The 26,342-nt window shown below is 38.3% G+C and carries 25 protein-coding genes; 19 read left to right on the top strand and 6 right to left on the bottom strand.

Annotated features, from left to right (window positions below; genetic code table 11):
- Positions 1–41: 41 nt before the first annotated feature.
- The 6 genes from B4A24_RS09555 (at position 42) to B4A24_RS09530 (ending at position 4,234) form a co-directional block, all read left to right on the top strand.
- Entirely contained in the window at positions 42–800 is a 759-nt protein-coding gene (locus tag B4A24_RS09555; RefSeq protein WP_172395567.1) for an MlaE family ABC transporter permease, read from the top strand.
- Between the two features lie 6 nt (positions 801–806).
- Positions 807–1,580 (top strand): ABC transporter ATP-binding protein, encoded by a 774-nt coding sequence (locus B4A24_RS09550; protein WP_293944551.1) that lies wholly within the window; start codon positions 807–809, stop codon positions 1,578–1,580.
- A gap of 5 nt (positions 1,581–1,585) precedes the next feature.
- Positions 1,586–2,590, top strand: a complete 1,005-nt coding sequence (locus B4A24_RS09545; protein ID WP_172395569.1) for an MlaD family protein — start codon at positions 1,586–1,588, stop codon at positions 2,588–2,590.
- A 204-nt stretch (positions 2,591–2,794) separates the two neighbouring features.
- Positions 2,795–3,496 (top strand): RluA family pseudouridine synthase, encoded by a 702-nt coding sequence (locus tag B4A24_RS09540; protein ID WP_293944550.1) that lies wholly within the window; start codon positions 2,795–2,797, stop codon positions 3,494–3,496.
- Between the two features lie 27 nt (positions 3,497–3,523).
- On the top strand, positions 3,524–3,787 hold the full coding sequence (locus B4A24_RS09535) for a hypothetical protein (RefSeq protein WP_293944549.1): 264 nt from the start codon (positions 3,524–3,526) through the stop codon (positions 3,785–3,787).
- A 30-nt stretch (positions 3,788–3,817) separates the two neighbouring features.
- The gene (locus B4A24_RS09530; protein WP_293944548.1) at positions 3,818–4,234 is read left to right on the top strand and encodes a DUF983 domain-containing protein; all 417 of its coding nucleotides are present in this window, start codon (positions 3,818–3,820) and stop codon (positions 4,232–4,234) included.
- 34 nt (positions 4,235–4,268) lie between these two features.
- Here B4A24_RS09530 and B4A24_RS09525 read toward each other — a convergent pair whose 3' ends face one another.
- The gene (locus tag B4A24_RS09525) at positions 4,269–4,559 is read right to left on the bottom strand and encodes a DUF4286 family protein (RefSeq protein ID WP_172395573.1); all 291 of its coding nucleotides are present in this window, start codon (positions 4,557–4,559) and stop codon (positions 4,269–4,271) included.
- A 138-nt stretch (positions 4,560–4,697) separates the two neighbouring features.
- On the opposite strand from B4A24_RS09525, the gene B4A24_RS09520 reads away from it, so the two are divergent.
- The 9 genes from B4A24_RS09520 to B4A24_RS09480 all read left to right on the top strand — a co-directional run bounded on the left by B4A24_RS09520 (position 4,698) and on the right by B4A24_RS09480 (position 13,691).
- Complete coding sequence (locus B4A24_RS09520) at positions 4,698–6,584, top strand: alpha/beta hydrolase family protein (RefSeq protein WP_293944547.1); 1,887 nt, start codon at positions 4,698–4,700, stop codon at positions 6,582–6,584.
- Between the two features lie 9 nt (positions 6,585–6,593).
- The gene (locus tag B4A24_RS09515) at positions 6,594–8,252 is read left to right on the top strand and encodes a sensor histidine kinase (protein WP_172395575.1); all 1,659 of its coding nucleotides are present in this window, start codon (positions 6,594–6,596) and stop codon (positions 8,250–8,252) included.
- 87 nt (positions 8,253–8,339) lie between these two features.
- Positions 8,340–9,038 (top strand): response regulator transcription factor, encoded by a 699-nt coding sequence (locus B4A24_RS09510; protein ID WP_077438378.1) that lies wholly within the window; start codon positions 8,340–8,342, stop codon positions 9,036–9,038.
- A 143-nt stretch (positions 9,039–9,181) separates the two neighbouring features.
- Entirely contained in the window at positions 9,182–9,655 is a 474-nt protein-coding gene (greA, locus tag B4A24_RS09505) for a transcription elongation factor GreA (RefSeq protein ID WP_108635709.1), read from the top strand.
- A 222-nt stretch (positions 9,656–9,877) separates the two neighbouring features.
- On the top strand, positions 9,878–10,294 hold the full coding sequence (locus B4A24_RS09500; RefSeq protein WP_172395576.1) for an HIT family protein: 417 nt from the start codon (positions 9,878–9,880) through the stop codon (positions 10,292–10,294).
- A gap of 140 nt (positions 10,295–10,434) precedes the next feature.
- On the top strand, positions 10,435–11,085 hold the full coding sequence (locus B4A24_RS09495; RefSeq protein WP_293944546.1) for a DedA family protein: 651 nt from the start codon (positions 10,435–10,437) through the stop codon (positions 11,083–11,085).
- Between the two features lie 8 nt (positions 11,086–11,093).
- The gene (locus B4A24_RS09490; protein WP_293944545.1) at positions 11,094–11,636 is read left to right on the top strand and encodes an inorganic diphosphatase; all 543 of its coding nucleotides are present in this window, start codon (positions 11,094–11,096) and stop codon (positions 11,634–11,636) included.
- A gap of 8 nt (positions 11,637–11,644) precedes the next feature.
- Complete coding sequence (locus B4A24_RS09485) at positions 11,645–12,958, top strand: hemolysin family protein (protein ID WP_293944544.1); 1,314 nt, start codon at positions 11,645–11,647, stop codon at positions 12,956–12,958.
- Between the two features lie 19 nt (positions 12,959–12,977).
- On the top strand, positions 12,978–13,691 hold the full coding sequence (locus B4A24_RS09480) for a 16S rRNA (uracil(1498)-N(3))-methyltransferase (protein WP_293944543.1): 714 nt from the start codon (positions 12,978–12,980) through the stop codon (positions 13,689–13,691).
- Between the two features lie 80 nt (positions 13,692–13,771).
- On the opposite strand, the gene B4A24_RS09475 is transcribed toward B4A24_RS09480, so the two are convergent.
- From B4A24_RS09475 to B4A24_RS09465, 3 genes are all read right to left on the bottom strand, one after another.
- Positions 13,772–14,245: a hypothetical protein gene (locus B4A24_RS09475; RefSeq protein ID WP_293944542.1), complete on the bottom strand. Its 474-nt coding sequence runs from the start codon at positions 14,243–14,245 to the stop codon at positions 13,772–13,774.
- A gap of 100 nt (positions 14,246–14,345) precedes the next feature.
- Positions 14,346–15,743, bottom strand: a complete 1,398-nt coding sequence (locus B4A24_RS09470; protein WP_293944541.1) for an ABC transporter permease — start codon at positions 15,741–15,743, stop codon at positions 14,346–14,348.
- 46 nt (positions 15,744–15,789) lie between these two features.
- Positions 15,790–16,431 carry an ABC transporter ATP-binding protein gene (locus B4A24_RS09465; protein ID WP_293944540.1) on the bottom strand — a complete coding sequence of 214 codons (642 nt, stop codon included), beginning with the start codon at positions 16,429–16,431 and terminating at the stop codon, positions 15,790–15,792.
- A 385-nt stretch (positions 16,432–16,816) separates the two neighbouring features.
- Here B4A24_RS09465 and B4A24_RS09460 point away from each other — a divergent pair, with 385 nt between their 5' ends.
- Both B4A24_RS09460 and B4A24_RS09455 read left to right on the top strand, forming a co-directional pair.
- Positions 16,817–18,064: a hypothetical protein gene (locus B4A24_RS09460; RefSeq protein WP_293944539.1), complete on the top strand. Its 1,248-nt coding sequence runs from the start codon at positions 16,817–16,819 to the stop codon at positions 18,062–18,064.
- A 96-nt stretch (positions 18,065–18,160) separates the two neighbouring features.
- A complete protein-coding gene (locus B4A24_RS09455) occupies positions 18,161–20,986 on the top strand; it encodes a TonB-dependent receptor (protein ID WP_293944538.1) in 2,826 nt (941 codons plus the stop codon).
- A gap of 45 nt (positions 20,987–21,031) precedes the next feature.
- Here B4A24_RS09455 and B4A24_RS09450 read toward each other — a convergent pair whose 3' ends face one another.
- Together B4A24_RS09450 and B4A24_RS09445 are read right to left on the bottom strand one after the other, a co-directional pair.
- Entirely contained in the window at positions 21,032–22,243 is a 1,212-nt protein-coding gene (locus B4A24_RS09450; RefSeq protein ID WP_293944537.1) for a hypothetical protein, read from the bottom strand.
- Between the two features lie 318 nt (positions 22,244–22,561).
- Entirely contained in the window at positions 22,562–23,257 is a 696-nt protein-coding gene (locus B4A24_RS09445; protein WP_293944536.1) for a hypothetical protein, read from the bottom strand.
- A gap of 325 nt (positions 23,258–23,582) precedes the next feature.
- Between B4A24_RS09445 and B4A24_RS09440 the strand changes: the two genes are divergently transcribed.
- Together B4A24_RS09440 and rlmB are read left to right on the top strand one after the other, a co-directional pair.
- Positions 23,583–25,439, top strand: coding sequence for a DNA polymerase III subunit gamma/tau (locus tag B4A24_RS09440; protein ID WP_293944535.1), 1,857 nt, complete (start codon positions 23,583–23,585; stop codon positions 25,437–25,439).
- A gap of 72 nt (positions 25,440–25,511) precedes the next feature.
- Positions 25,512–26,306 (top strand): 23S rRNA (guanosine(2251)-2'-O)-methyltransferase RlmB, encoded by a 795-nt coding sequence (gene rlmB / locus B4A24_RS09435; RefSeq protein ID WP_409456473.1) that lies wholly within the window; start codon positions 25,512–25,514, stop codon positions 26,304–26,306.
- Positions 26,307–26,342: the final 36 nt, after the last annotated feature.

Genomic DNA, 26,342 nt, shown 5'->3' with positions numbered 1-26,342 from the left:
GTGTTTTATGACACATTAATTTGACATAGACATAATTTTAAATGGCTAAAAAACTTCAGACTTTTTTTCTAGAATTCGCAAACATTCACCGTTTTTTATTGCGGTTTTGGCGCGAATTAGTAACACCACCATATGAATTCAAAGAAATTATTCGCCAATGCTATGAGATAGGCTATAAATCTTTGCCTTTGATCAGTTTAACAGGATTTATCGTTGGTTTTGTCTTTACCAAACAATCTCGCCCTTCCTTGGAAGAATTTGGTGCAACTTCGATGTTGCCATCCTTAATTTCCATTGCTATTGTCCGTGCACTGGCTCCTCTGGTAACGGCTTTGATTGCTTCGGGTAAAGTAGGGTCGCAAATTGGTGCCGAATTAAGTTCGATGAATGTGACCGAACAGATTGATGCAATGGAGGTATCAGGCACGAATCCTTATAAATATTTGATTGTAAGTAGAATTATAGCTACAACTATTGGTATCCCCGTGCTCTGTTTCTATGTAGCAGGTATTGGTCTTTTAGGTGGCTACTTAAGTATGATGAGTAAAGATGACTTGAGCTTTTTGAGCTTTTTTACACAGGTCTTTGAAACAATTGCCTTCAAGGATTTGGGCGCTATGGTATTACGCGCTGTTATATTTGGCTTTACCATTGGAGCTGTTAGTTGCTATTGTGGATATTTTTCTTCTAAAGGTACAGAAGGAGTCGGTAAGGCCGCCAATGCGGCCGTGGTTGCTTCGATGTTTCTTGTATTTATTGAGGAAATAATTATAGTTCAGGTTTTATCGTTCTTTGGATAGAGGTATATGGAAAAAGCTAAATTAAATATAGATCATTCTCAATCCGTTATTGAAATCAGAAATGTCAGTAAATCGTTTGGGGATAATCGTGTATTAAAGAATGTTAACCTGGAATTATATAAGGAAGAAAACCTTGTTGTATTAGGACGTTCGGGTACAGGTAAATCGGTGCTGATCAAATTGATTTCGGGATTATTAAAACCGGACGAAGGGACAATTGATGTATTAGGTGAATCTGTTACGGAATTAAACGATCGTCAATTGCGTGAATTACGATTAAAAATAGGTTTTTCTTTCCAAAATAGTGCGCTTTATGACAGTATGACGGTTCGTGAGAATTTGGAATTTCCTTTGGTGAGAAATAAACGGAAGCTCACACGATCTGAGATTAATTATGCAGTGGAAGAGGTGTTGGATGGTGTAGGCTTATCCCAAGCAATCAACCAGATGCCATCTGAACTATCAGGAGGCCAACGTAAGCGGATTGGTATAGCTCGTACGTTAATCCTGAGGCCAGAGATTATGATGTATGACGAGCCAACGGCGGGTCTTGATCCTATTACTTGCTTAGACATCAATGGATTGATTAATGAAGTTCAAGAGCGGTATAAGACATCGTCAATTATTATTACGCATGATTTGGCCTGCGCGAAGGAAGTAGGAGATCGTATTGTGATGTTATTGGACGGTAAGTTTGAAAGACAGGGGTCTTTTGAGGAAATTTTTGATACAGATGACGCACGTGTAAAAGCGTTTTATAATTATAATTTTATTCTATAATATACATGAGTAAGGCAGAAAATAAAAGAGCAATCATTGTTGGTATTTTTGTTTTTTTAGGCGTATTGATTCTTTTGGCCGGGATTTTTATTTTGGGCAGTCAACAGAAGAAATTTACAAGAAACATCGAAATCACAACTTCATTTCCTGATGTTGCAGGATTGAAAGTAGGAAGTAATGTCTGGTTTTCTGGAGTTAAGGTGGGTATTATTAAAAATATCCATTTTAAAAGTGTACAGGATGTCGAAGTTGTTTTAACTATTGAAGAGAAATCTGCGGAATATATTCGTAAAGATGCAGTCACAAAATTAGGTTCTGATGGACTGATTGGTAATAAGATTGTTGTTATTTCAGGGGGATCGCAGAATGCACCTACCGTAGAAACAGGCGATTTTTTACGTTCGGCCAAAACCGCTGATATGGAGGCGATGATGGAAACATTGCAGGTAAATAATGAAAATTTGGCGAAGATTACAACAGACTTTGTCGAGATATCACGTGGCTTAGCAGATGGAAAAGGAATGGTTGGTGCGATGTTGACCGATACGGCTATGGTGAATACGCTCCGTGCTAGTTTATTGTCCATCAGTGCAGCAATGAACAATGCGAACAAGGCATCCGCAAACTTGGTAACATTGACAAATTCGTTGAACAGCAATAGAGGTTTGATTCATGATCTGACGACTGATACCGCTATCTTCTCCAATTTACGTCAATCAGCAGCTCAATTGCAGGGCGTATCCCAAACGGCGAATGCGTTGATCAATAACTTGAATAATGCCTCGAGCCGATTGAATGATAAGGATAATGCAGTCGGTGTCTTATTGAACGACCCTGCTTCAGCAAACCAAATTAAGTCAGCAATCAACAACTTGAATTCAAGTACGGAGAAATTAGACGAGAATATGGAAGCTTTGCAACATAACTTCTTATTACGTGGCTTCTTCAAGAAGAAGATGAAAGAAGATGCAAAGAAAGCAGAATTACTAAAGGCGGATAGTGCGCAGTAATTTTGATTAACAAAATATGGAAAGGCTTTACGCTTGCGTAGGGCCTTTTTTTCTGAGTGGATGTGGTACAAAATTCGTCGAAAATTTTTACAGTTGTTGGGAAAACGATGGAGGACCGAGCATTTTCTCAACAATAAGTCGTGCGTTTTTTTAATGGATTATTTAAAATAATTGCACGTTTGGATGATCTTTAGTTTAAAAGAAATGAATAAATCTGAAATTACGGATAAAGAGGTGATCTACGAAGATAATCATCTAATAGCAATCAATAAACGAGCAGGAGATATCGTGCAAGTTGACGAAACCGGCGACCTTTCATTGGAAGATATGGTGAAGATCTACCTGAAAAAGAAATATGGTAAACCTAATGATGCTTATGTGGGGGTGATCCATCGGTTGGATCGACCGGTAAGTGGTATGATTCTTTTTGCGAAGACAAGTAAGGCGCTGGAGCGTATGAATAAGTTTTTTCAAGATCGTACGGTGAAAAAAACTTATTTTGCCATTGTGCGTCAACGTCCGCGAAATGCTGAAGGCAAATTGATTAACTGGTTAATTCGAAATAGGCAGACGAGAGTGACCAAAGCATTTCCGCGTGAAGTGAAAGGCGGTACCTATGCCGAACTGGATTATGCGGTAATAGGTGAGTTGAATGGCTTTTACCTGTTACGTGTTGAACCTCTTACAGGTCGTACGCATCAGATTCGTGCGCAGCTGGCGGCGATGGGTTGTCCTATTGTTGGCGATAACAAATACGGATATCCAAGAGGGAGTTCATTGGGAAGCATCTGTTTGCACTCGCGATCGCTAGCGTTTACACATCCCATAAAAAAAGAGGAGATGAAGCTGGTAGCTTCATTGCCGCAAGATGGCTTTTGGGACAAATTTGAAGCATTGGTACGCTAATCGTTAAATTTTCAGTAACTTTGAGCTATGAAATGGTTTAAATATCTACTCGTAATATTTACCTTAAGCTGCTCGGTGATTTCTATTTCCCGAGCACAGTGTGCGATGTGTACATTGAATGCCGAGAATTCCACGAAAGAAGGGAATATGCAGGGAAAGGGGTTGAATGATGGCATCTTGTTTCTATTGGTGATTCCTTATTTGGCTGCGGCCGGATTGGGCTATCTCTGGTATAAAAAATACCGTAAAAAGAATCCACCTACCAAAAAATTTATTAACGAGATAAAATAGAAAGTAATGCCGACATCTAAATTTCATGCGATGATACATTCCAAATGCCCCAAATGTCATGTTGGAAATGTATTTGAAGGAAAGGTCTATAGCCTACGAAAGCAGCAGATGAATGAAGTCTGTCGGCATTGCGGTGTTAAATATGAGGTCGAACCGGGCTATTTTTATGCGGCGATGTATGTGAGTTATGCATTATCTGTTGCACAAACTGTAGCTGTATCGGTGATCATTGCAATTTTGACCAGGAGCGAGTCCCCCTGGGTTTATATAAGTGGATTGGCGGCTACTATTTTAGTTTTCGCCCCTTTTAATTTTAGGTATGCCCGTTTAATCCTTTTACATTTCCTAACGCCCAAAATAAGTTATGATCCACGGTACGAACTAGCGATGGAAATTGCTGAGAAAGACGAGGAACTGGAGCCTAATAAGAAGAATAAAGAATTCTAGTTTATATTAAAAAAACAAGGAGCTTTAAAGCTCCTTATTTTTTTAAATATTTCATTGTGCTGTCAAAAAGGAAAACCTTGTCCTTGTACGACTCCGAAACAAGTTGTTGTAAAGGTATCAAATGTACCTGTTGGAAGTCAGCAATGTGTTCTTCCGAAGGTAAGACCACTTGGATACAATAAGTTATTCCTTCGTGGGGCGACTGGAGCATCTCCAGAAAATGAACTTGGAATTTTTGGGATTGCACGATATTATCCTCAATCCAAGAAACGATCTCATGATGGATTGTTTCTTCTGCTATAATAGATACATTATATAAAAACATAAACAAAAATACGGTTTTATACGCTATTTTTGAATATTACGTTTAATTACTATATCTTGTAAAAATAAGGTTGCATTGGCTGCAATTTGGTTTTTAATTACAATATTTGAGTTAATTGATAAGGACGCATTTGGGATTATGAGGTTGCAATTTTGGACTATTTTGTTTTTCTGTATATTGACTATGTTGGGATGCCAACAACATAAAGTTGACCCTATACCCATCAATCAATTCTTTTCCACACCTGAAAAATCAAATTTTAAGATTTCTCCCAATGGCCGATTCATTGCTTATATTGGCATGGACAATCATTGCAAAAATATCTATTTAATAGATTTACTGCATCAGGACAGCTCCAAACAGCTTACTTATCAGAATGATATCAATGTAAAATCATTTGTTTGGAACAATGATTCCAAAATTTCTTTTTTGACCGAACAATCTTCCCAGGATAGTTTACGTTTATATGCAGTGGATATTAACACAGAAAAGATTTGGCCACTCATTAAACCTGTTCGTGCACGGTTCAGGTGGGTTCATTCGATGGTTTCCGGTAAAGAGGCTTTTGTGGCGGGGATCAACGATCGAGACTCTTCATTTTTCGATCTTTATCGCATTTACTTGGACGGTAGACCACGGGAATTGATTTTGCAAAACCCTGGTAATATGAGCTCCTGGATTGCTTCCAAAGACGGGCAGGTCCGCTTGGCGATTGCCAACGATTCGGTACAGCAATCTGTTCTTTTCAGGGCTTCACAGGACCAGCCTTTTAAGGAGATTATACGCTGTGATGTTGAAAGTAGCTTTACCCCTTTAGGGTACAAAGATAGTTCAAACAGTATTATCTATGCCCTGTCAAATATAAATCGCGATAAGCTAGCCCTTGTCAGCTATGATTTGGTCAATGAAAGGGAATTGGGGGAGTTGTATAGTCATAAAGAGGTCGATGTGAGCCCAGGGGGATACTTTCCGGAGCAGAATCGTTTATTGTTTGTGAATTATACAACTTCAAGACAAAACCGGCATTTTTTTGATGAGGAGACAAAAAAGAAATATGATGAACTTTCGAAGCAAATTGATGGCTTTGAATTCCAGGTTCTCAGTACCGACGTTTCAGGTGAAAAAGTGATTATTAAGACCTATACAGATGTCAATCCCGGTGGAATTTATTTTTATGATTTTACCACAAAAAAATTGACCAAATTAGCAGATAATAATTCTGACCTTAAAGATAAAGAATTGTCCCCAAATGAGTTTATTACTTACAAAGCGAGAGACGGTATAACAATATCTGGATATTTGACCTATCCTGTGCATTCCAATCGGAAAGATCTTCCTATGGTAGTATTACCACATGACGGTCCCAATGGAAGGGAAGTTTGGGGTTTTGATAATGAGGCGCAATTTTTAGCGAACAGGGGATATTTAGTTTTTCAAATGAATTATAGAGGGTCGACGGGTTTTGGAAAGAAGTTTTGGACGGCTGGTTTTAAGGAGTGGGGAGGGAAAATTCAAGATGATATTACGGATGGCGTGAAATGGTTGATTAAAGAGGGAATCGCCGATAAGGATCGTGTCGCAATTGTTGGTAAAGGCTTTGGAGGATATTCGGCGCTGCATGCGGCTTGTTTCAATTCAGACCTGTATAAATGTGCAGTTTCTTATTCTGGATACACCAACCTATTTACCTATTTTAGGGATATTCCGCCTTATTTTAAATCCTATGTGCAAAAAATGTATCAGATCGTAGGGAACCCTATCCGGGAAGCAGAGCTATTTAAAAATATATCTCCGGTTTTCCATTCTGACAAAGTACGGATACCTGTATTACTAGTCCAAGGAGGTAAAGACCGATTTAGCTCGGTAACGGATGCAAATCAATTTGTTCAAAAGCTAAAAAACAACAATGTTCCTGTACAATATTTTCTTAAGGAAGATGAAGATAGAACCTTTAAAAAGGATGAGAATGTATTTGGCTACTACAATGAGCTGGAACGATTTTTGGCAAAATATCTAGTAGACTAGGGGCATTATATGAAAGCAGAAAAATATAGTTATCGAAAAAATTATGGACTATTGCTGATGTTTTTCATTGTCATCAGTGGTTTGTATATTTTTGCACTTTTTCTATCCAGAAATTATACCGAATCTCACATAAAGAACGAATTTACGAACAGGAAATCAGAGATTTTTGATCAAACCTTAATTCCTTTTAATGACTTTTTCCAAAATCGAATCCCTGAAGTTTCCTTTTATCAAGGCTTTTTAGATTCTGTACAGGCCGGTAAATATGCTTATAGCATCTTAAGTTCTTACCCTTTTGTGCGGGAAATTGGTTTTTTTGATCTACAATTTAATAATGATCATAATTTAAATTATGGCTTTATCGTTAATAATTTAAGAATTCAACCCAAAACCATTACTTTTTTTACAGTGTCCCGTTCGGGGCTCAATAAAAACACAATTCGTGACCGCGGTCAGATGGGGCTACATTCTGAGGAAATTAATAATATAGGTGTTAAGTTAGCTACTTATATCGATAAATTGCAACCGAATGCAAAGCTTTCTGATAAAGATATTTTGAAAGTATTTTATACGATCAGGCCCGGGCAGATTACCTATTTAAATATACCACGGGTTAACGATTTGATTGTTTATAAATCCATTATGGAAGGAAATTTGGACCATACTGTTGGCTATGAACAAGACATGTTCAACTTTCAAATTGACCCAATGTATTTGGAGGTTAAAAATAGTTATACGAATCTCTATGAAAAAGTAGAGATCGTGCCATTAGTGGGGGCTCCGATCACGCCGGAAAATGATGAGATTTCGACAGAAATGCCGTTGCCAGGCGCTTTGGCTGATTATAAATTGCTTTTCAGATCAAGTAAAAGTTTTCTTTCGAAAGAGATAAATCGAAGTTTTTGGCCCGTATTGGGTGGTATATCCTTGATTTATATTATTTTGATTGCAATTTTATATTTAATTTATAGAAATTTAGAAATTAACGGGAGACTTTTTAAATTGCAATATGATTTTATCAACAATTTGACCCACGAGTTTAAGACACCTGTAAGTGTGATAAAAATTGCGGGAAATAATATCAAGAGTGCGCAAGTTCTTTCCGACGAGGAGCGAAAGATGTATGGTAATATATTGGATCAGGAAGCTGACCGGCTCAATAATCTAATGAATAAATTATTGTCCTTTAGTCAGATTGAAAATAAAACCATCAAATTAAATAAGGAGGAGGTGGATTTAGAGGAATTTACTGAAAATCTGGTTGCTTCCTCGAGAATAAAATACGCGGACTTCAAGATTAGCACAAAAATTGATGTAAGAACGTCAATGCTAGCAGATCCGGTATTATTGAGTAGTGTGTTTCAAAATATGATAGACAATGCCTACAAATATTCAAAAACAGGGCATAAAATCTTGGATATTGCGATACAACAAAATAAGAAGAATTTTGTTATCACTTTTAAGGATGAAGGAATTGGTATCGAGAAGGCGGAGTTTAACAATATCTTCAAAAAGTTTTATAGAATAAAAAGTCAATATAATCAGCAAGGAAGTATTGGTTTAGGTTTGGCTTTCTGTAAGGAAATCACTGAGTTCATCGGTGGGGACATTACAGTAAAAAGTCAACTGGGGCAGGGCACTACCTTCACGTTGGTATTTCCGGTTTAAAAATAAATTTAAATATGAAATATCCATGTTTACAAAGCATGAAAACTTGTAGAATAAACAGGATATTAAAAGACAAATTGTTTACTTATGAATAAAGACATCACTGTTGCTGTTATTGAAGATGATGAGAACCTACGTTTCTTGGTAAAACATCGATTAGAATCTGAAGGCTATCAAGTCATCCAAAGCGGAAATGGGAATGAAGCAGAAAGTTTAATCTTGGAGAAAAGACCAGATGTGGTCCTGTTAGATTGGATGCTCCCAGGAAAAGAAGGTAACGAGATCTGCGAGGATGTCCGTAAGGCAGGATTTGAGAATATCATTATCATGATGACGGCTAAATCCCAAGATGTGGACAAGATTGAAGCTTATAGCTTTGGTGTGACGGACTATATTAGTAAGCCATTCAATATGGATGTGTTGATTGCTATGATAGATAATAAGGTGAAGTTTTTCCTACCTAAGAATAGCCCTGAGATCTACAAGTTTGGACAGACAGAACACCACCCAAATATTCATTCCTTAATACGTGATGGTAAAAAGGTGGAATTGACGATTTTGGAAAATAGGATCTTATTACATTTTCTTCAAAATTTGGGACGAGAGATCACCCGAGAGGAACTAATGGAAGTGGTATGGGGGTATAGTTCGAATGTAAATACGCGGACGCTGGATATGCACGTAGTGCGTTTGCGGAAGAAGATTGAAACAAATCCGGATAAACCACATTATCTGCAAACAGTGCGTGGCCTGGGCTATAAATTTGTTGACGAAGAAGAGATTTGATTAGATTTGATGGATAAGAATTTGTTTTGTTGAAAACAATTATTATCTTCGTATAGATTGAAAGCAAGACCATGTTACCCGACGAGGGTAATATGGTCTTGTTTCTTTTTTAAAATGTAGAAAATAAGAAAAAAGATAAAATTATGGCAGAAGTAACTTATTTTACGGAAGAAGGATTGCGTAAGCTTAAAGAGGAATTAGCTTATCTGAAAACGGAAGGAAGATCTAAAATTGCCAATGCTATTGCAGAGGCAAGGGACAAAGGTGATTTGTCCGAAAACGCGGAGTATGATGCTGCTAAAGAAGCTCAAGGGCTTCATGAGGCTAAAATAGCCAATTTGGAAAACACCTTGGCTACAGCTCGATTGATTGATGAGTCCAAATTGGATACGTCGAAAGTCCTCGCTTTGTCTATAGTGAAGATCAAGAATAAAAAGAATGGAGCTGTGATGACTTATCAATTGGTTGCCGAATCAGAGGCGGATCTTAAGTTAGGTAAAATTTCTGTTAAATCTCCGATTGCTCAGGGATTATTAGGTAAATCGAAAGGTGACACGGCGGAGATCGAGGTACCTGCAGGTAAGATTGAATTTGAAATCGTAGAGATTTCGAGATAATATATGTCGGTTATGTGCGGTACGCCATAACCGCACATCCACAAATTAACTTTATATTAAGAAGGTCGGGTTCTAGCAATCGCGACCTTTTTTGTTTATATTTGTTCAGAACATTGACGGCTGAAAATTTAACGGCTGAAAAATTTTGTGAAGTAAACAATATTTATGCTGCTTATGGTCGTTTCATTATTATATAAAAGAGTTTATTCCAAATAGGATAATATGTCAACAATTTTTTCAAAGATCGTTGCTGGAGAGATTCCAGCGTACAAAGTTGCGGAGAGTAATGATTTTCTGGCTTTCTTAGATATCAGCCCTTTAGCGAAAGGACATGTTTTGGTAATCCCTAAGAAAGAAACAGATTACATTTTCGATATAGAGGATGATGAGTACATGGCGCTTTGGGTATTTGCAAAAATTGTTGCACAGGGGATAAAAAAGGTAATTCCATGTGTTAAAGTTGGCGTGGCTGTTGTGGGATTGGAAGTCGCACATGCGCACATCCATCTTGTTCCGATCAATAAAATAAGTGACCTAAATTTTGCGGGGCCTAAGTTGAGCTTAGGCGAAGATGAACTTTATCAGATCGCCGAGACAATCCGAGAGTCTATTATTAGCATAACTACACAAAATCAATAACAAGATTATATTACACTTGATTTACTTTCGTTTTTTAGGAGAATACTATATTTGTACTTTGTTGTTTTAAAATTATACAGGGATAGAAGTAGAATTTGATTCTAAAATGGAGAAAACAACATTGATTTTTACTGAAAGTTATGCATGAACTTTTGTTGTCATTTCAACAGCTAATGAATCCCGAAGAACTTTTGAGTTCTGGCGGGTTTTATTTAGTTATATTGATCGTATTTGCCGAAACAGGTCTGTTTTTTGGTTTTTTTCTACCCGGCGATTACTTATTATTTTTAGCAGGATTGTTTTGTGCACTCAACAAAATCGACGTGAATATATATACGCTTTGTTTTGGCTTATTGGGTGCAGGAATACTGGGTAATTTTACGGGGTATTGGTTTGGTTATCGGGCCGGTCCCATGTTATTCAAGCGAAAAGATAGTTTTATCTTTAAGCGGAAATATGTGGTTATGGCGGAAGAATTTTACCATAAATATGGCGGAACGGCATTAATTATAGGTAGATTTGTCCCAATAGTTCGTACTTTTGCTCCTATCTTTGCCGGAGTCGTAAAATTAGATTTCAAAAAATTCGTTTTATATAACATCGGTGGAGCCTTGATATGGGTCTTGGTATTGACCCTTTCTGGATATTTCTTGGGGATTGAGTTCCCATGGATTATCCATTACGTTGAATATGTTGTCGTTGGGATGATCGTGATCGCATTTTTGCCTATTGCAATTACTTTGCTCAAAAAGCGAATAAAAGACAAAAGAAACAAACAAAATATACAGTAAAATAAAAAATGAGTAAACAAAACCCTTGGCACATGGTTTCTCCAGGTGAGAATGTGCCAAATGCCGTAAATGCTATCATTGAGATTACGAACGGATCCAAAGGAAAGTATGAATTAGACAAAGAAACAGGTTTGTTGCTTTTGGACAGAGTAATGAGTTCATCTGTCGTCTATCCAGCCAATTATGGTTTCATTCCACAGACTTATTGCGACGATAAAGATCCTTTGGATATTTTAGTGATTTGTTCGGTTGATATTTTACCTTTAACATTGGTAGAAGCGCAAGTTATTGGTGTAATGAATATGGTTGATGGTGGAGAGCAAGATGATAAAATCATTGCTGTTGCCAAAAATGATCCGGTATTCAACTACATTAAAGACATCGATCAATTGCCGCCGCATACGATGAAAGAAATTGTACAATTCTTTGAAAGTTACAAAGCTTTAGAAAAGAAACACGTTGTTGTTGAAGGGGTGAAAGGACGTGAGGAAGCGCAAAGAATCTTGATTGAGGCTATTGAATTGTACAACAAAGAATTTGCTAACAAATAACCCCCAGCATGGCGCTCGATATTTTTTGGACATTGTTTTTAGTATTGGCCAACGGTTTTTTCGTTGCGGCTGAGTTTGCTATTGTCAAAGTCCGAGTCTCCCAAATTGAAGTTCAGGCGAAAACAGGTAGCAAAGTTGCTACAATAGCCAAAAGTATAACAGAGCATTTGGATGGTTATTTGGCCGCTACACAATTGGGTATTACACTTTCTTCACTGGCCTTAGGTTGGGTAGGGGAGGCTGTAATGACCCAGATTGTGCAGGGGGCATTAGGTTTCTTTGGTGTTGAATTGACTGGTACAATAGCGACCAACGCAGGGCATGTGTTGGCATTTACGATTATTACGGTATTGCACATCGTCTTTGGTGAGCTGGCCCCTAAGTCAATTGCCATTCAGAAACCCGTTGCAACGACGATGAAGATTGCGGTCCCGCTGCAATTTTTCTACTTTATCTTTAGGCCTTTTATTTGGGTCTTAAACGGTTTTGCCAATTTCCTACTTAAAATGTTAGGATTTGAAGTGACGAAAGGTGAATCTGCCCACTCTTCCGAAGAGCTGCAATATCTCTTGGATAAAGGCAAAGAGTCTGGAGCATTGGACATTTCTGAGCATGAGCTGATCAAAAACGTCTTCGATTTTAATGAACGTATCGTAAAGAATATTATGGTACCCCGGACGAAAATTGTCGCTGTTGAAGTTACAGCGGATGCGTCTGAATTAATCGAAACCATGACTGAGGAGGGCTATTCGCGTATTCCGATTTACGAAGACAACATCGACCAGATTGTCGGTATTGTACACACCAAGGATATTCTTCCGCTTTTAGCGAAAGGTAAGGAAGTGGTGATGAAAAATATCATGCGTAAACCTTACTTCATTCCTGAAACAAAAAAGATCAATGATTTGATGGCAGAGTTTCAACAACGAAGGCTTCAACTGGCCATTGTATTGGACGAATTTGGCGGTACAGCAGGGATGGCTACCTTGGAAGACATTGTGGAAGAATTAGTGGGCGAGATCCAAGATGAGTATGATGAAGAAACACCAGTTGTAGAGCGCATATCTGAAACAGAGTACATGGTGGATGCAGGAGCTAGTATTCATGACGTGAATGAGTTTTTGCCAATAGAATTACCAGAAAGTCAGGATTACGATACCATGGCTGGATTGGTCAGTGAGATCTTTGATAAAATTCCTGAAGTAGGCGAGCGGAAAGAAGAATATGGATATGTATTTACAATTATCCGTAAAGCACAACAGAACATAGAGTTTGTCAAGTTAGAACTGGTTGAGTCGGCTGACGATGATATAGAAGAATAGGATTACAAGGAAGCAGTACATGCAATTATTTTTTACACCGGATTTAAATCCTTCTTTAGAAAATTTTATCCTCTCTGAGGAGGAAAGCAAGCATGCTGTTCGTGTGCTTCGCATGGACACCGGAGATCGACTATATTTAATAGATGGTCGCGGAGGCTTGTACGAAGCTGAAATTATGGATCCACATCCGAAACGTACGGTACTGAAAATTCTCGATATTAAGGCGGACTATCAAAAGCCCAATTATCATTTGCACATCGCTGTTGGCCCCACCAAGAATATTGATCGTATCGAATGGTTTTTAGAGAAAGCCACTGAGATTGGGATCCAGGAGGTTACGCCGATTATTTGTGAACATTCAGAGCGCAAAGAGGTGAAGTTAGACCGCCTGAATAAAGTCATTGTTTCGGCCATGAAGCAGTCTTTGAAAGCGTATTTGCCAAAGCTGAATCCTGCTGTATCGTTTAAACAGTTTATAAAGGATATTCCAAAGGATGGTACCCAAAAGGCGATTGCACACTGTGTCGATTCCGATAAAAAGTATTTAAACCAAATATTTGAAGCGGGGCAGCATTATATTATTTTGATAGGCCCAGAGGGCGATTTTTCGGCAGAGGAAATTGATTTAGCCTTAGCGGCAGGTTTTCAACCGATGTCGCTTGGGGATGCACGGTTGCGTACAGAGACAGCGGCTTTGGCAGCGTGTCTTGAGACTTCGCTGATCAATAGATAACATTCGTGTTTAACAGATTGATGTGAATCTAATCCATTTAGAATAGATTAGATTCAACATTGAGCACTCCTTTATTTCAATTATTTTATAAGTTCAGCATCGACGATCTGAATTTCGGAGTTCCCTTTCAGTGGATCCTTTGTAAAAATCATCTTTCCTTTGAGCTTGATAGGATCTTCAGAAAATTTAATTGCTCCACCCTTTAAGGTCACTTCTACCATAGGCGGGATTCCGTTTGAACCACAAAATTGACATTGCATGACAGGCAAGACAGACATCATAAAGTTTTTATGATTACGTCCACTGTGTAGCGGGACCATATAGCCTGGTAATTCAACCACTTTGTTTTCCAGTGCTTTGAGTTCTTTCGGATAGAATGGTGTATATACTTTTTTTGCTCCATTATAAGTTACTTTATAAGCCATTTTGTCAATGGCTTCCCAAGTTTTATTCATCATGGGCGTATGATCGGGTACATCGGGATTATTTCCAATCTGTGCCTGTGCTTGTATGAAGAAGCATATAAATGCGAATGCCGTGATAATTTGTTTCATCTATTATTTTAGTATTACGTATTGTGTATTTGGTGAAGCAAATCCAAGATTTACCTCGTATATGCCATTTTTGCATTTTTAGTTCGATTGCCTATTCATTCTATTTGTTAGACAAAGTACCAGAGATGCTTGTCCTATAGGCTTTAATCGCCGGAATTAAAGCAGCTATAACGCCAATGAGACAAGCGACAAGCAAAAATACCAATTCTTTTGGATGTAGCCTAAAAGCTTCGATAAAGTCAGCGCTCTGGCTTGTTTGGTTGCTGATGTAGTATAACGCAAGATGTGCCAATAATAGTCCCACCAGTCCGCCCACGATTGTGATGGACAGACCTTCCAATAGGACAATGTTAAATAATTTCCCTTTGGACGCACCGAGTGTACGCATGATAGCAAGATCATATTTGCGTTGTTTCAACGCATTGTAGAGGTTAATAAATACACTCAGACCAGCGATTGACATAATGATATAGGCAAGTATAGCTAACGAATCTATTCCTACACCTAAGAGGGAAAACAGTCGTGTACTTTCCATTGCCGGAGAAGCAGCTTGCATATCCGTTTGTTGGTCGATCATTTTCGGCAATATGCCGATAGCAGCAGGTGACTGATATTTTATTAAAATCGCGGTTATTTCCAGTCCGTTTTGTTTCACCATATCGGCGCCAATGGATTTGACAAATACCCCTTCCTCTTCGTGTTCATGGTCGTGGTCTGCGTGATCGTGATGTTCTTTTTCTTCATTTGCCGCCTGAGCCGTAGAGTTTTCCGGCAAGTCCTCCCCATGGTGGTGAAGGTGTGCTTTGACTGTTTCTTGGCGATCTTCTTCCCGCTCACGTTGTTCTTTTTGTGCTGCTGTTTCGTTGTCAGCATGGGCATGTGCAATACCGTGCACATCCCAGACACTTTCAAGGTTGGTCAATATGAGATTATCTGTCACGTTGTTGTTTTGCTTTAGAACCCCCACGATGGTAAAAGGATGTTCGTCATGGCTGTGGCCATCTTTGCTCAGTCCGTGTGAGCTGTTGATCTGGTCACCTATTTTTAAGTGGTGTTTTTTAGCGACCTGCTCACCGATAACGGCCTCAAAGTCTTTTTGCCAAATGCGGCCTTCATTTATTTTGGTATCATAGATGGCCAGAAAAGAAGAGTCCGTACCCACAATACGATGTCCCTTAAAATTATCACCCAGGGATAAGGGAACTGCCAGTTGAACAAGCGGGTTCTGACGCAGTGGCTCGAGTTCATCTAATGGTATGTTTCCAGTTGGATTATCGATATGATATACGCTGGATAAGATCAATTGAAGTGGACTACCTTTGGCTCCGACAACAAGGTCAATGTTCCTGCTATTATTGTCAAGTTGCTTTTCAAATGTATCACCTGTGATAGAAATTACAGCTAAGATGGAAACTCCAAAAGCCGTCAGCAAGATACTTAGAAAGACAGAACCAACCTGTCTACTTAAATTTTTCCAAACCAACTGTATCGTATTCATAACTATTTCTTAATCTAAAAGGATGATGAATTAAAGGTGTATGTCATTATTTTAGGATATACATTTTTGAGAACTGATCCTTAATCCGCTTATCATGTGTGGTGATCAATAAGGTCGAGCCGGCAGTGTCTGCGATATCCATAAGAAGCTCCAGCACGCGATTTGTATTGGTGTCATCTAAGGCTGCTGTTGGTTCATCCGCAATGAGCAGAGCAGGCTTGTTGATTACACTCCTTGCAATTGCAGCGCGTTGTAGTTGGCCACGACTTAATTCATTGGGGTAGGCAGCAGTTTTGTGATCCAGTTGCAATTGTTTCAACACCTGATGAATCTGATTGACATCCACCTTTTTTCCTGCAAGAGACTGTGCCAATTTGATGTTTTCCAACAAAGTTAAGTTTTTGAGAAGGTGTGCCTCCTGGAAGATAAAACCGATATATTGTGATCTGAATTTGTCTAGTTTGCTATTAGATAATAAAGAAAGATCTTGATCATTAATTTTAACATGACCAGTTTTCGGTCTGGATAAGCCCCCCAACATGTTCAGTAAGGTTGTCTTTCCTGTACCTGAATCGCCCAATAATAGCGTGTGTTGCCCTTTCTCAATATGGATATCAGGAAATGCGATGCTATTTGCATCCGGATATTGGAATGTTAGCTGCTCAGTAGATACGATCGGATTGCTCATACGCTCAAAAATTGAAAATATATTCAAACTTAGAGAAATTGCTTTGCATATGCAATTATATTGCAATAATAAGATTGTTCTCGGCATTTTGTCCCATAAGCCAAGCGGTACTTTTTCTCATCGGAGGCTATATGATCGGAGGGATTATGTCAAAACTTAGAAATTAGCTTCAATATGTTAATAACTTTTCGGCTTAATAATTTTATTACACTGGGTTAATCAGAAAAGGCCTGTTTTTGAAAAAAATCCTCGTTTTGTTACTATTAAATAGGTTTTGTTGATTGAGTACATATTAAATTAACATACTATTGATTTATTAATAACATGTAGTGCATATGTAGTTAACATTACCTCAGTTAATTTGTAGTGTCAAAAAAAACAAATCATGAGAAAGAAATTTTTACCAATCTTCGGCGCATTAGCAGTAAGTTTAGCTACTGTAGGTTGTAGCAGCGATGATCCGATTAGTCCCGGCCCTGAGCCGACACCAGAGCCAGGAAAGGATATCGTGAAGTCGGGTATTTTGAAATCCAGCGAAACATGGACAGCCAACAATATTTATGTATTAGATGGTCGTGTCGTAGTAGATGAAGGTGTAACATTGACAATTGAACCAGGAACTATCATAAAAGCGGAAGATGGCCAAGAGGCTAATGCGACAACTTTAATCGTAGATCAGGGAGGTAAATTGGTTGCAAACGGTACGGCTGATAAACCCATTATCTTCACGAGTGTAAACGATCAGATCAAAGTGGGTGAGAAAAAGAGCACATTGAAACCAAGTGATGCTGGACAATGGGGCGGAGTAATCTTATTGGGTAAAGCTCCGATTTCAGTAGCGGCCTCTTCGGGTACAGGTTACATAGAAGGTATTCCTGCAGGTTTATCCTATGGTGAATACGGAGGAACAGTTGCAAATGATAATTCAGGTTCTTTAAAATATGTGTCCATTCGTTACAGCGGAACTACTGTTGCTCCAAATAGTGAAATTCAAGGTTTAACTTTGGGTGGCGTAGGTAATGGTACAACAATTGAAAATATTGAAATTTTCTCGAATAAGGATGACGGAATTGAATTCTTTGGAGGTACTGTAAATGTTAAAAACGTTATTGTATATGCTCAAGAAGATGATGGTTTGGATATTGATCAGGGGTATGCCGGAACAATTGACAACGCACTTGTCATTCAGACGAGTGAGGATAATACGGATTCGGCTTTAGAAATAGACGGGCCTGAGGGAAATGCAACAGGTTCATTTACATTGAAAAATTTGACAATTGATATGGGGAACTTTGCTGGCAATAAGATTGCAGATTTCCGCGATGGTGCTACTGGTAAATTGGAAAACGTTTATGTTAAAAATATCAGTGCGACAGGAAGTACAGTCAATGTGAATGATGAGAAATCAATACTTTCGTTTAATGGTACAGGAATTACGTTGACTAAATGGGAGATGGTATTGCCAACAGGTAAAACAATCGCCAACTTATTAACATCTAAAGGAACAACTGCTATAGACGCAACTAAATTTACAAGTAATGCAATCGCTGTTACAGCAGGCTCACAAACAGTTGGTGCCAATGTTTCAGTATTTGATTGGACATTTACAAAAGCTAGTGATTTATTGAAATAATTTAAATCATATATATATCCACCTTTCGATAGTAAGGAATTAGTCGAAAGGTGGATTTCCCTAAAATACATACTCAATCCTATCAATCAAAAATTAATGAACAAGCTATTTTCGGTTTTACTGTTTGTTTTAACTGTAATTCCAACCCTATTATTTGCACAAAATGGTAAAATTACGGGTGTCATTAAGGAAGAAGGTTCTAATTCTCCTTTAGCCGGCGTAAGTGTAGCCATTGTTGGTGCTCCCCAAGCTACCAGTTCAGACTTTGAAGGAGACTATACATTAGAAGTAGCTCCTGGAACCTATAAAATTGTTTTCAGTTATGTAGGTTACCAAAAAAAAGAAATTACAGATATTAAAGTTGAGGCTGGAAAGTCAGCCCTTGTAGATGTTAATCTGACTTCTACAGATAATAAAATAGACGAAGTGGTAATCACTGTTTCGGCTCGTAAAAATACAGAACAATCAATCTTGAATATGCAGAAAAGCTCCGGGGTTGTGATGGACGGTTTGTCTTCACAAGCAATTCAGCGTTCAGGAGCAAGTAATATTGCATCTGCAGTCCGGGTAGTTCCAGGTGTGTCAGTTCAGGAAGGTAAGTATCTTTATGTACGTGGGCTAGGGGATCGTTATACCAAGTCTATTTTAAATGGTGTCGATATTCCTGGATTAGATCCCGATAAGAATACTGTTCAGATGGATATATTTCCTACAGGGGTATTGGAAAATATTATCGTAATGAAAACGGCTTCTGCCGAATTGCCGGCGGATTTTACGGGCGGTGTAATTGATATTGTTACGAAAGATATCCCGGCGCAAAGGAATCTAGGTGTTTCTGCGTCTCTGGGATATAATCCTAATGCGCATTTCAGGGATGATTTTCTAAGCTATAAAGGGAGTAAAACAGATTTTTTAGGATATGACTATGGAGATCGGAATCTTCCTGTTAAAAAGGATTATAACATCCTAAACCCGGTTGCTCCTGAAAATAGAAATGCTGTTGAACAAGTTGCTAAAGCTTTTGATCCGGTATTAGCTGCTGAACGCAGATCAAATAATATACCTGACCTAAGTTTGGGAATTGATTATAGTAATCAATTTAAAATAGGTGAAAATAAGCTTGGTGTGATAGGATTGTTGAATTACAAACGAAATACAATGTTTTATAAGGGATTCCAAAATGGAATCTATCAAAAACCTAATCAAACGGATGCTAGTTCGGAACTTCGAGCGGATATCACAACACAGGGAGATTTGGGAGAACAAAATGTTTTATTGTCTGGAATGTTAGGACTGAACTATAAAACGGAGCGTTCTAAGTATACGTTAAATGCATTGCGTATACAAAATGGAGAATCCAGGGCAGCAATTTTCAATCAGGTGACCCGGATTTCAAATTCGAACGAAACGATGCGCCATACTTTGGAGTACACGGAGCGTGCGGTCACAAATTTGTTGTTGAGTGGTAAGCATAGTAATGAAAATGCAGATTTTATTACGGAATGGAAGCTGTCACCGACTTGGGTCAAAGTGAATGATAAAGATATGCGTCAGACAACTTTTGAATTGGGAAGCGACGGAAAATATGTCCTTAACACGAATGCGACCATGCCGATGCGTTTTTGGCGGTATTTGGATGAATTTAATGGAGTATCGAAAGTGGATTTCACCAAGAAGTTAAATTTATTTGAACGTGAGTCCTCATTTAAATTTGGTGCTTTATACAGCTATAAAAAGAGAGACTATCGTATTAATAACTATCGTATAGACTCTCGGGGTATTGGTACAAGTATTATTAATGGAGATCCAAACGCTATACTGAATCCCGAAAATATTTATAATGCCGATACGGATAGGGGTTTTTTAGTATCTGGAAATTATCAGGCTTCAAATACATTTGAAGCGTCACAACAAACTGCAGCTGGCTATGCTTCTGTAGAATTAAGACCGATCGAAAAGTTAAAGGCTATCGTAGGTCTCCGAGGTGAAAATTATATGACTTTTTTTACTGGAGAAAATGTCGAGGGATTGAAATATGACAACGTAAAAACCATCAATAAATTTGATTTGTTTCCTTCGGTGAATTTAATTTACAATACTTACAGCGATCATAATTTAAGAGTATCATACTCGCGTACAGTAGCTAGGCCATCTTTTAAAGAATTATCTGTCGTCCAAATTTATGATCCATTGACAGGAATCAGATTTTTAGGAAATTTAAGCCTCGTTCCTACGTATATCAACAATATTGATGTCCGTTATGAAATTTTTGCCAAAGAGGCGCAAATGTTTGCATTAAGCGGGTTCTATAAAGGATTTAAAAATCCAATTGAACTTCAAGCTTATAATGACGCAGCTCCTTTAGATATTACGCCGAGAAATTCTCCTTCTGCTACTGTAATTGGCTTAGAGTTTGAAGGCCGTAAGAATTTTGGATTCGTATCCGAAGAGTTGAAAAATTTGAGCTTAAATTTAAATGTTACAGTTGTTAAATCGGAAATTGAAATGGGTGAGGAAGAATACACATCTAGGCAATCATTTGCTCGTGAGGGACAGGAAATTTCAACAAAGAGACAACTACAGGGACAGTCTCCCTATTTGATCAATACAGGTTTATCCTATAACAGTGCTAGTAACGGCTTAGAGGCAGGCGTCTTCTACAATGTACAGGGTAGAACTTTGGAGGTTATTGGTTTTGCGAGGAACTCGGATGTTTACTCAAAACCATTTAATTCGCTAAATCTGAATGTTTCTAAAAAAATCGGTACGAATATGAAAGCTGGTACAATTTCCTTAAAAGTAGATAACCTTTTAGATAGTAAGCGTTTAAGTGTCTATGAAGCTTTTCAAGCTACTGATCAGATTTATCAACAACGTATACCGGGACGTAATTTTAGTATAGGGTATAGTTATAACTTTTAATAAAAAGTAATCCGTTTAGAGCTCTGCTAATTTATTAGCAGAGCTCTATTTTTTTAAACCATGGGGTTTGTAATGATATACGACCTGATAATTCTCCCCCTGGTGTTTCAATGAAAGTTCTCCTATTTTCAATTTGTTCTCCTGCGGGGTTGGTTCACAAAGTGTGTAATAGTTCCCATTATAGAGAATACTTTGGCCAACTGGTTTATCAAATTGAATAGCTAATGTGAGATGTGTAGGGTAACGAAGAGCTATCATTGGCAAATCATAAATTTCCTTTACAAGATAAAAGAATAGTGCAGCACGATCATCACAGTCGCTAATATCGTTTATTAAGGTTTGTTCTGGTGGGAAACGTCTTTCTTTTCCATATATTTCGCGGTCATCTTCGTATAAAAAAGAATATCTGGTAAATTGCATTAGATAGTCTACACCCTTTTTTATTGACATCTTCGCGGTGTTCAGCTTCAAGAATGGTATAATGGATTCATAGGTTTCCTTACTCAATGGAATATTAAAATAAGTCTCATAATCAACAATTGGATAATTTTTAAATATTTCATTAACGTCAGAATTGACTTTCAACTTAAAATGATAAGCTTTACCATTGTACTTAAATCCAATTTCTTTATCGGTATAGTTATCGGGTTTAAAGTCAGGAAGCTTTGTTAGTTTGTAACTAAAACTATTTTTAGCCTCTGGAATTTTAATATCCACCAACTTATATTTTTCTTGATAATTGAAGACGTTGATATAATCATGATAATTTAAGCAAACATAATTATCATTGTCTAAATTGAAAAAAGGTAAATCTGATATATCATCCTTACTTTTGATATACAGAATTATCTGATTCTCTAGAAGGCCCAAACGGGCATCATATCCAGACTTACACATCAAGAACCATTTGTATAGTGTGTAACGCGCATAGTTCTCCGCTTTTGGGGCTATTTGTTGTGCTGTACGGCGCACAAGCTGATAGTATACCCAGTCGTTGAGATGTTGTTTATCTTTGTATTCCAACAAACTATTAACCAAATCTCGATATTCAGCCTGATCAGCGGCTTGATAGAACTCTTGGACGCGAGCTCCAGTTAAACTATCATCGAAGGGAATATTGAACGAGGGGGATACATCAATTGAGACCTTTCCATCATAAAAATCGAACACATGCTTTTGCGCCCTAACAGGTTGTGGACTGTAGGTTAACCAGCATAAGATGGTCAAAAACGCAATATAGTGTCCTTTGATACTCAAGTCTTAACAATTTGATAACATTAGTGTAATATAAATTTAACAAATTGTAGTTGGTTTTTTGTAAGGTTTGAGAAAAATGTTTTTTTGATTACAATAGCAAATAAGAAATCTATATTGATCGATATATCGTTGGCTATCGCAAGCTAAATACCAAAAAGCGAGCAATCAATAGACACTTAACTTATCGCTAGAGTTATTATATCTGGGAGCGTTATACTAAACTGCGAATACACCCAAGAGCGAAAATTTCGAATAAAAATGATGTTATTTTATACAAGGCCAATTCCAAGAACTGGCCCTATAATCTTTTAAGAGAAATTAATACGTTACTTTTGCTTTGCCACTTTCACAGACCACACCTTTAGCTGGTTTGTCATTTTTGTCTGGACAATTCAAGCTTTTGTCCTGTATTCTTTTTGCATTGTCCAAATGATTATATTGTTCTGCCATATTTCCAAACTCAGCGAAGTTTTGTTTATCGGTATACAATATGGAGATAAATTCACAGTCTTTACGAAAGGTGGCAATGTGCCATTTACTTGGGTCGTTGCAGGGAACGTCATCAAAAAAGGTCTGCAATTTGGGGAGCAGATCCGCCAATCGTTGATTGATTTCAGATAATTCCAGATCTCTAGCCGAAGCGACTTTCAGTTTACCGGCGATGCAACGTATCCCAAAATGGGGTGGAAGATAATTAGGGGCTACGCTGGTGTCGTACACAATCGGTCCTTTATATACTTTCTGTGCTCTTTCTTTAAGATCTGCGGCCTCGGCAAGTAATTTATTATAGGCTTGCTCGAAGCTCGGATGTACGGGTACGTAGGTATAATAAAGTGTGTCAATACGGCATTCCTTAAGGTCGTTACAGGAAATATTTTCTGTAAGCTTTACTGCTGCCTGGATTTTATCATCTGCTAGACGAGTGAGCTCCTCATAATTGTCTTCTTTTTTACATCCAGAAAATAAAAAAATACTAAATAGGCTGAGATAAAATAAGGTTATTTTTTGCTTCATAATTTTGGCTTTTAACCCTATAACGTCTGTTACGAAATTTTTGCTACAGTAAAAGGAGTAATGGATAGAGTTATTCTCTTTTTGTATGTTTCCTGTTAAATTTTATGACGATGAAATGTTGACAGATGAAAAGATGATGAGCCAGCTCGCTTTAAAGGGCAATATGCATTTGTGAGCTTTTAAGATGGAGGCATTTTTATAATGAGGTTCTGCTTCAATGAGATAATAATCCTTCAATTTGGATGGGTTGATTAATAATTACTGACTTGTGATTTTTAGGTTTTAGTTTCTCCATTTTCTTTTTTAAAATCCGTATCTTCGTGCAATGGATAATTTTATTGTTTCTGCACGTAAATACCGCCCGATTACCTTTGATTCGGTTGTAGGTCAGCAACACATTACTGGTACCTTAAAAAATGCAATTCACAACAATCAGTTGGCGCAGGCATTTTTATTTTGTGGGCCACGGGGTGTTGGTAAAACTACTTGTGCCCGTATTTTGGCTAAAACAATAAATTGTGAACAGATTTTGCCAGGGACAGAGCCTTGTGGCGAATGCGATAGCTGCAAATCCTTTCAAAACGGTAATTCTTTCAGTATACACGAACTTGATGCTGCATCCAACAACTCGGTAGATGATATCCGTAATCTTATTGATCAGGTCCGTATACCACCGCAGGCAGGAAAGTATAAGATCTATATCATCGATGAGGTGCATATGCTCTCACAGGCTGCTTTTAATGCCTTTTTGAAGACATTGGAAGAGCCGCCTTCTTATGCGATTTTTATCCTGGCTACAACGGAGAAACATAAGATTTTACCCACGATCCTTTCACGCTGTCAGATCTTTGATTTCAACCGGATCAAAGTCGAGGACATGGCAGGTCACCTCGCACAGATTGCCGATCGTGAGGCGATAACTTATGACCAAGATGGTTTGCATATCATTGCCCAAAAGGCAGACGGTGGTCTTCGGGACGCATTGTCCATGTTTGATCAGATCGTCAGCTTCTCCAATAAAAACGTAACCTACCAGGCTGTAATCGATAACCTGAATATTCTGGATTACGATTATTATTTCAAGCTAACAGACGCGATCTTGGCTGAAGATGCTGCGCAAACGCTATTGACATTTAATGAGATATTGAACCATGGCTTCGACGGAAGTCATTTTATTGCTGGTTTGTCAGCGCATTTTCGCAATCTGCTGGTGGCCAGGGAACCTGCTACGTTAAAATTATTGGAAGTAAGCGATAGCATACGTCAAAAATATTTACAGCAAGCTCAGAAAGCTTCTTCGGGATTCCTTCTTTCAGCTTTGAATATTTCAAACCAGTGTGAAATAAATTACAAGACAAGTAAGAACCAGCGTTTGCAGGTGGAGCTTGCCTTGTTGAAAATGTGCCACATTGCAAATGCCATTAAATTAAGTCAGCTTGGTTCTGTACAGATTCCTTCGGCTGCTGAAGGAGTAAAAAAAAAACTCCCTGAGCCAGTAGCTTCACAACCTAAGGAAACTCCTTCTGGGGCAGTGCCTTCTGGAAATGCTACGCAAAATATAGCATCCGTATCGGCTGTACCGACCTCGGCTCCAGGATCCACAGCACAGCCAGTAACGTCCAACGCTCCGGCAGCAGCCATTAAACCCGAAGTAAAAAATGAGGGAGCTTCAAACGTGCCCCCAAAAGTCAAAAAAGGTGGATGGGGATCCTCAGCCTCAGCGATTATTCCATCGTTGCCCGATCTGAATACTATTTATGACAATAATTCTGTTGCCAAAGAGGGGGATGAACCAGAATTGATAAGAGGGACAGAGCAGCGTGAGATTAGCTTTAATCAGTTTATAGTGATCTGGAATGCCTATGCCGAACAGTTAAAGGCGGAAAATAAGATCAACCTGTATACCATGATGACGACTACGCAACCTCGCTTGAAGGGCACATTGATCGAGATTGATGTGGAGAATGGTGTACAGATGGATGTATTGCAAAGTGCGAAAGTTGATGTGCTGAACTACCTTCGCGTCAAGCTGCAAAATTTTGCACTCGATCTCCAAGGGGTTATGATGGAATTTACCGTTTCCCGTAAACCATACACCTCCCAGGAAAAGTATCAGGCTATGGTGAGCAAAAATCCACTTTTGGATACTTTGCGTAAGGAGTTTAACTTGGGTTTAAGCTAATCAATCGTTCCAATTCCTGTTAATTTTTGTACCTTTGCAATCTCTTCTATTTGGAAGGTAATATTTAGTTTTATGATGCAAGGAAATTTTCAGAGACGTGATCGCGATCACGGCGAAAGACGTGAAGTAAATCAGATGGTATTCGGTATCCGTGCCGTTATTGAGGCGATTGATAGTGGTAAAGAAATTGAATCGTTATTTGTACAACGCGGATTAAGCGGTAGTCTGATTCTGGAATTGAAGTCCTTATTGAAAGAACATGATATTGCTTTTCAGCAGGTACCTATTGAGAAACTGAACCGTATCACACGGAAAAACCATCAAGGGGTAATTGCGGTTATATCGCCAATTACTTATCAAAATATTGAAGATCTCTTACCGCAGATCTATGAGAAGGGTGAAATTCCTTTGCTTTTGATGTTAGACGGGGTGACTGATGTCCGTAATATGGGGGCTATTGCACGTACGGCAGAATGTTCAGGTGTGCATGCGATTATTGTGCCTAAAAAAGGGTCTGCTGAAATAAATCCGGATGCAATTAAAACATCAGCTGGTGCGCTATATAAAATCCCGGTCTGTCGTCACGACAGCCTTTCTAAAGTGGGTAAATTTTTAATAGATTCAGGCGTACAACTGGTTGTTAGTACGGAAAAAACAACATCAAGCATCTATGACGTGGATTATACTGCGCCTACTTGTGTCATTATGGGCGCTGAAGATGTCGGTGTATCAAATGATTTAATTCGTATCGCGGATAATCTTGCCAAGATACCAATGTATGGCGAAATAGGATCCCTTAACGTGTCTGTATCGGCTGCGGTTGTGATCTATGAGGCAATTCGTCAACGTCTGCCGAAGAAGTCGTAAGTACAAAAAATCTACAATATAACATAGCCTTTGTCA

It is taken from the genome of Sphingobacterium sp. UBA7249, assembly GCF_002472835.1.
GTDB classification, from domain to species: Bacteria; Bacteroidota; Bacteroidia; order Sphingobacteriales; family Sphingobacteriaceae; genus Sphingobacterium; species Sphingobacterium prati.
Note: the sequence above shows the minus strand (reverse complement) of the source record. Positions and strands in the feature narration are given on the sequence as shown.

What these genes read in the sequence shown, in the direction of transcription:
- B4A24_RS09555 (WP_172395567.1), top strand. Translation starts at nt 42, where the DNA reads ATGGCTAAAAAACTTCAGACTTTTTTTCTAGAATTCGCAAACATTCAC.
- B4A24_RS09550 (WP_293944551.1), top strand. Translation starts at nt 807, where the DNA reads ATGGAAAAAGCTAAATTAAATATAGATCATTCTCAATCCGTTATTGAA.
- B4A24_RS09545 (WP_172395569.1), top strand. Translation starts at nt 1,586, where the DNA reads ATGAGTAAGGCAGAAAATAAAAGAGCAATCATTGTTGGTATTTTTGTT.
- B4A24_RS09540 (WP_293944550.1), top strand. Translation starts at nt 2,795, where the DNA reads ATGAATAAATCTGAAATTACGGATAAAGAGGTGATCTACGAAGATAAT.
- B4A24_RS09535 (WP_293944549.1), top strand. Translation starts at nt 3,524, where the DNA reads ATGAAATGGTTTAAATATCTACTCGTAATATTTACCTTAAGCTGCTCG.
- B4A24_RS09530 (WP_293944548.1), top strand. Translation starts at nt 3,818, where the DNA reads ATGATACATTCCAAATGCCCCAAATGTCATGTTGGAAATGTATTTGAA.
- B4A24_RS09525 (WP_172395573.1), bottom strand. Translation starts at nt 4,559, where the DNA reads ATGTTTTTATATAATGTATCTATTATAGCAGAAGAAACAATCCATCAT.
- B4A24_RS09520 (WP_293944547.1), top strand. Translation starts at nt 4,698, where the DNA reads ATGAGGTTGCAATTTTGGACTATTTTGTTTTTCTGTATATTGACTATG.
- B4A24_RS09515 (WP_172395575.1), top strand. Translation starts at nt 6,594, where the DNA reads ATGAAAGCAGAAAAATATAGTTATCGAAAAAATTATGGACTATTGCTG.
- B4A24_RS09510 (WP_077438378.1), top strand. Translation starts at nt 8,340, where the DNA reads ATGAATAAAGACATCACTGTTGCTGTTATTGAAGATGATGAGAACCTA.
- greA (WP_108635709.1), top strand. Translation starts at nt 9,182, where the DNA reads ATGGCAGAAGTAACTTATTTTACGGAAGAAGGATTGCGTAAGCTTAAA.
- B4A24_RS09500 (WP_172395576.1), top strand. Translation starts at nt 9,878, where the DNA reads ATGTCAACAATTTTTTCAAAGATCGTTGCTGGAGAGATTCCAGCGTAC.
- B4A24_RS09495 (WP_293944546.1), top strand. Translation starts at nt 10,435, where the DNA reads ATGCATGAACTTTTGTTGTCATTTCAACAGCTAATGAATCCCGAAGAA.
- B4A24_RS09490 (WP_293944545.1), top strand. Translation starts at nt 11,094, where the DNA reads ATGAGTAAACAAAACCCTTGGCACATGGTTTCTCCAGGTGAGAATGTG.
- B4A24_RS09485 (WP_293944544.1), top strand. Translation starts at nt 11,645, where the DNA reads ATGGCGCTCGATATTTTTTGGACATTGTTTTTAGTATTGGCCAACGGT.
- B4A24_RS09480 (WP_293944543.1), top strand. Translation starts at nt 12,978, where the DNA reads ATGCAATTATTTTTTACACCGGATTTAAATCCTTCTTTAGAAAATTTT.
- B4A24_RS09475 (WP_293944542.1), bottom strand. Translation starts at nt 14,245, where the DNA reads ATGAAACAAATTATCACGGCATTCGCATTTATATGCTTCTTCATACAA.
- B4A24_RS09470 (WP_293944541.1), bottom strand. Translation starts at nt 15,743, where the DNA reads ATGAATACGATACAGTTGGTTTGGAAAAATTTAAGTAGACAGGTTGGT.
- B4A24_RS09465 (WP_293944540.1), bottom strand. Translation starts at nt 16,431, where the DNA reads ATGAGCAATCCGATCGTATCTACTGAGCAGCTAACATTCCAATATCCG.
- B4A24_RS09460 (WP_293944539.1), top strand. Translation starts at nt 16,817, where the DNA reads ATGAGAAAGAAATTTTTACCAATCTTCGGCGCATTAGCAGTAAGTTTA.
- B4A24_RS09455 (WP_293944538.1), top strand. Translation starts at nt 18,161, where the DNA reads ATGAACAAGCTATTTTCGGTTTTACTGTTTGTTTTAACTGTAATTCCA.
- B4A24_RS09445 (WP_293944536.1), bottom strand. Translation starts at nt 23,257, where the DNA reads ATGAAGCAAAAAATAACCTTATTTTATCTCAGCCTATTTAGTATTTTT.
- B4A24_RS09440 (WP_293944535.1), top strand. Translation starts at nt 23,583, where the DNA reads ATGGATAATTTTATTGTTTCTGCACGTAAATACCGCCCGATTACCTTT.
- rlmB (WP_409456473.1), top strand. Translation starts at nt 25,512, where the DNA reads ATGATGCAAGGAAATTTTCAGAGACGTGATCGCGATCACGGCGAAAGA.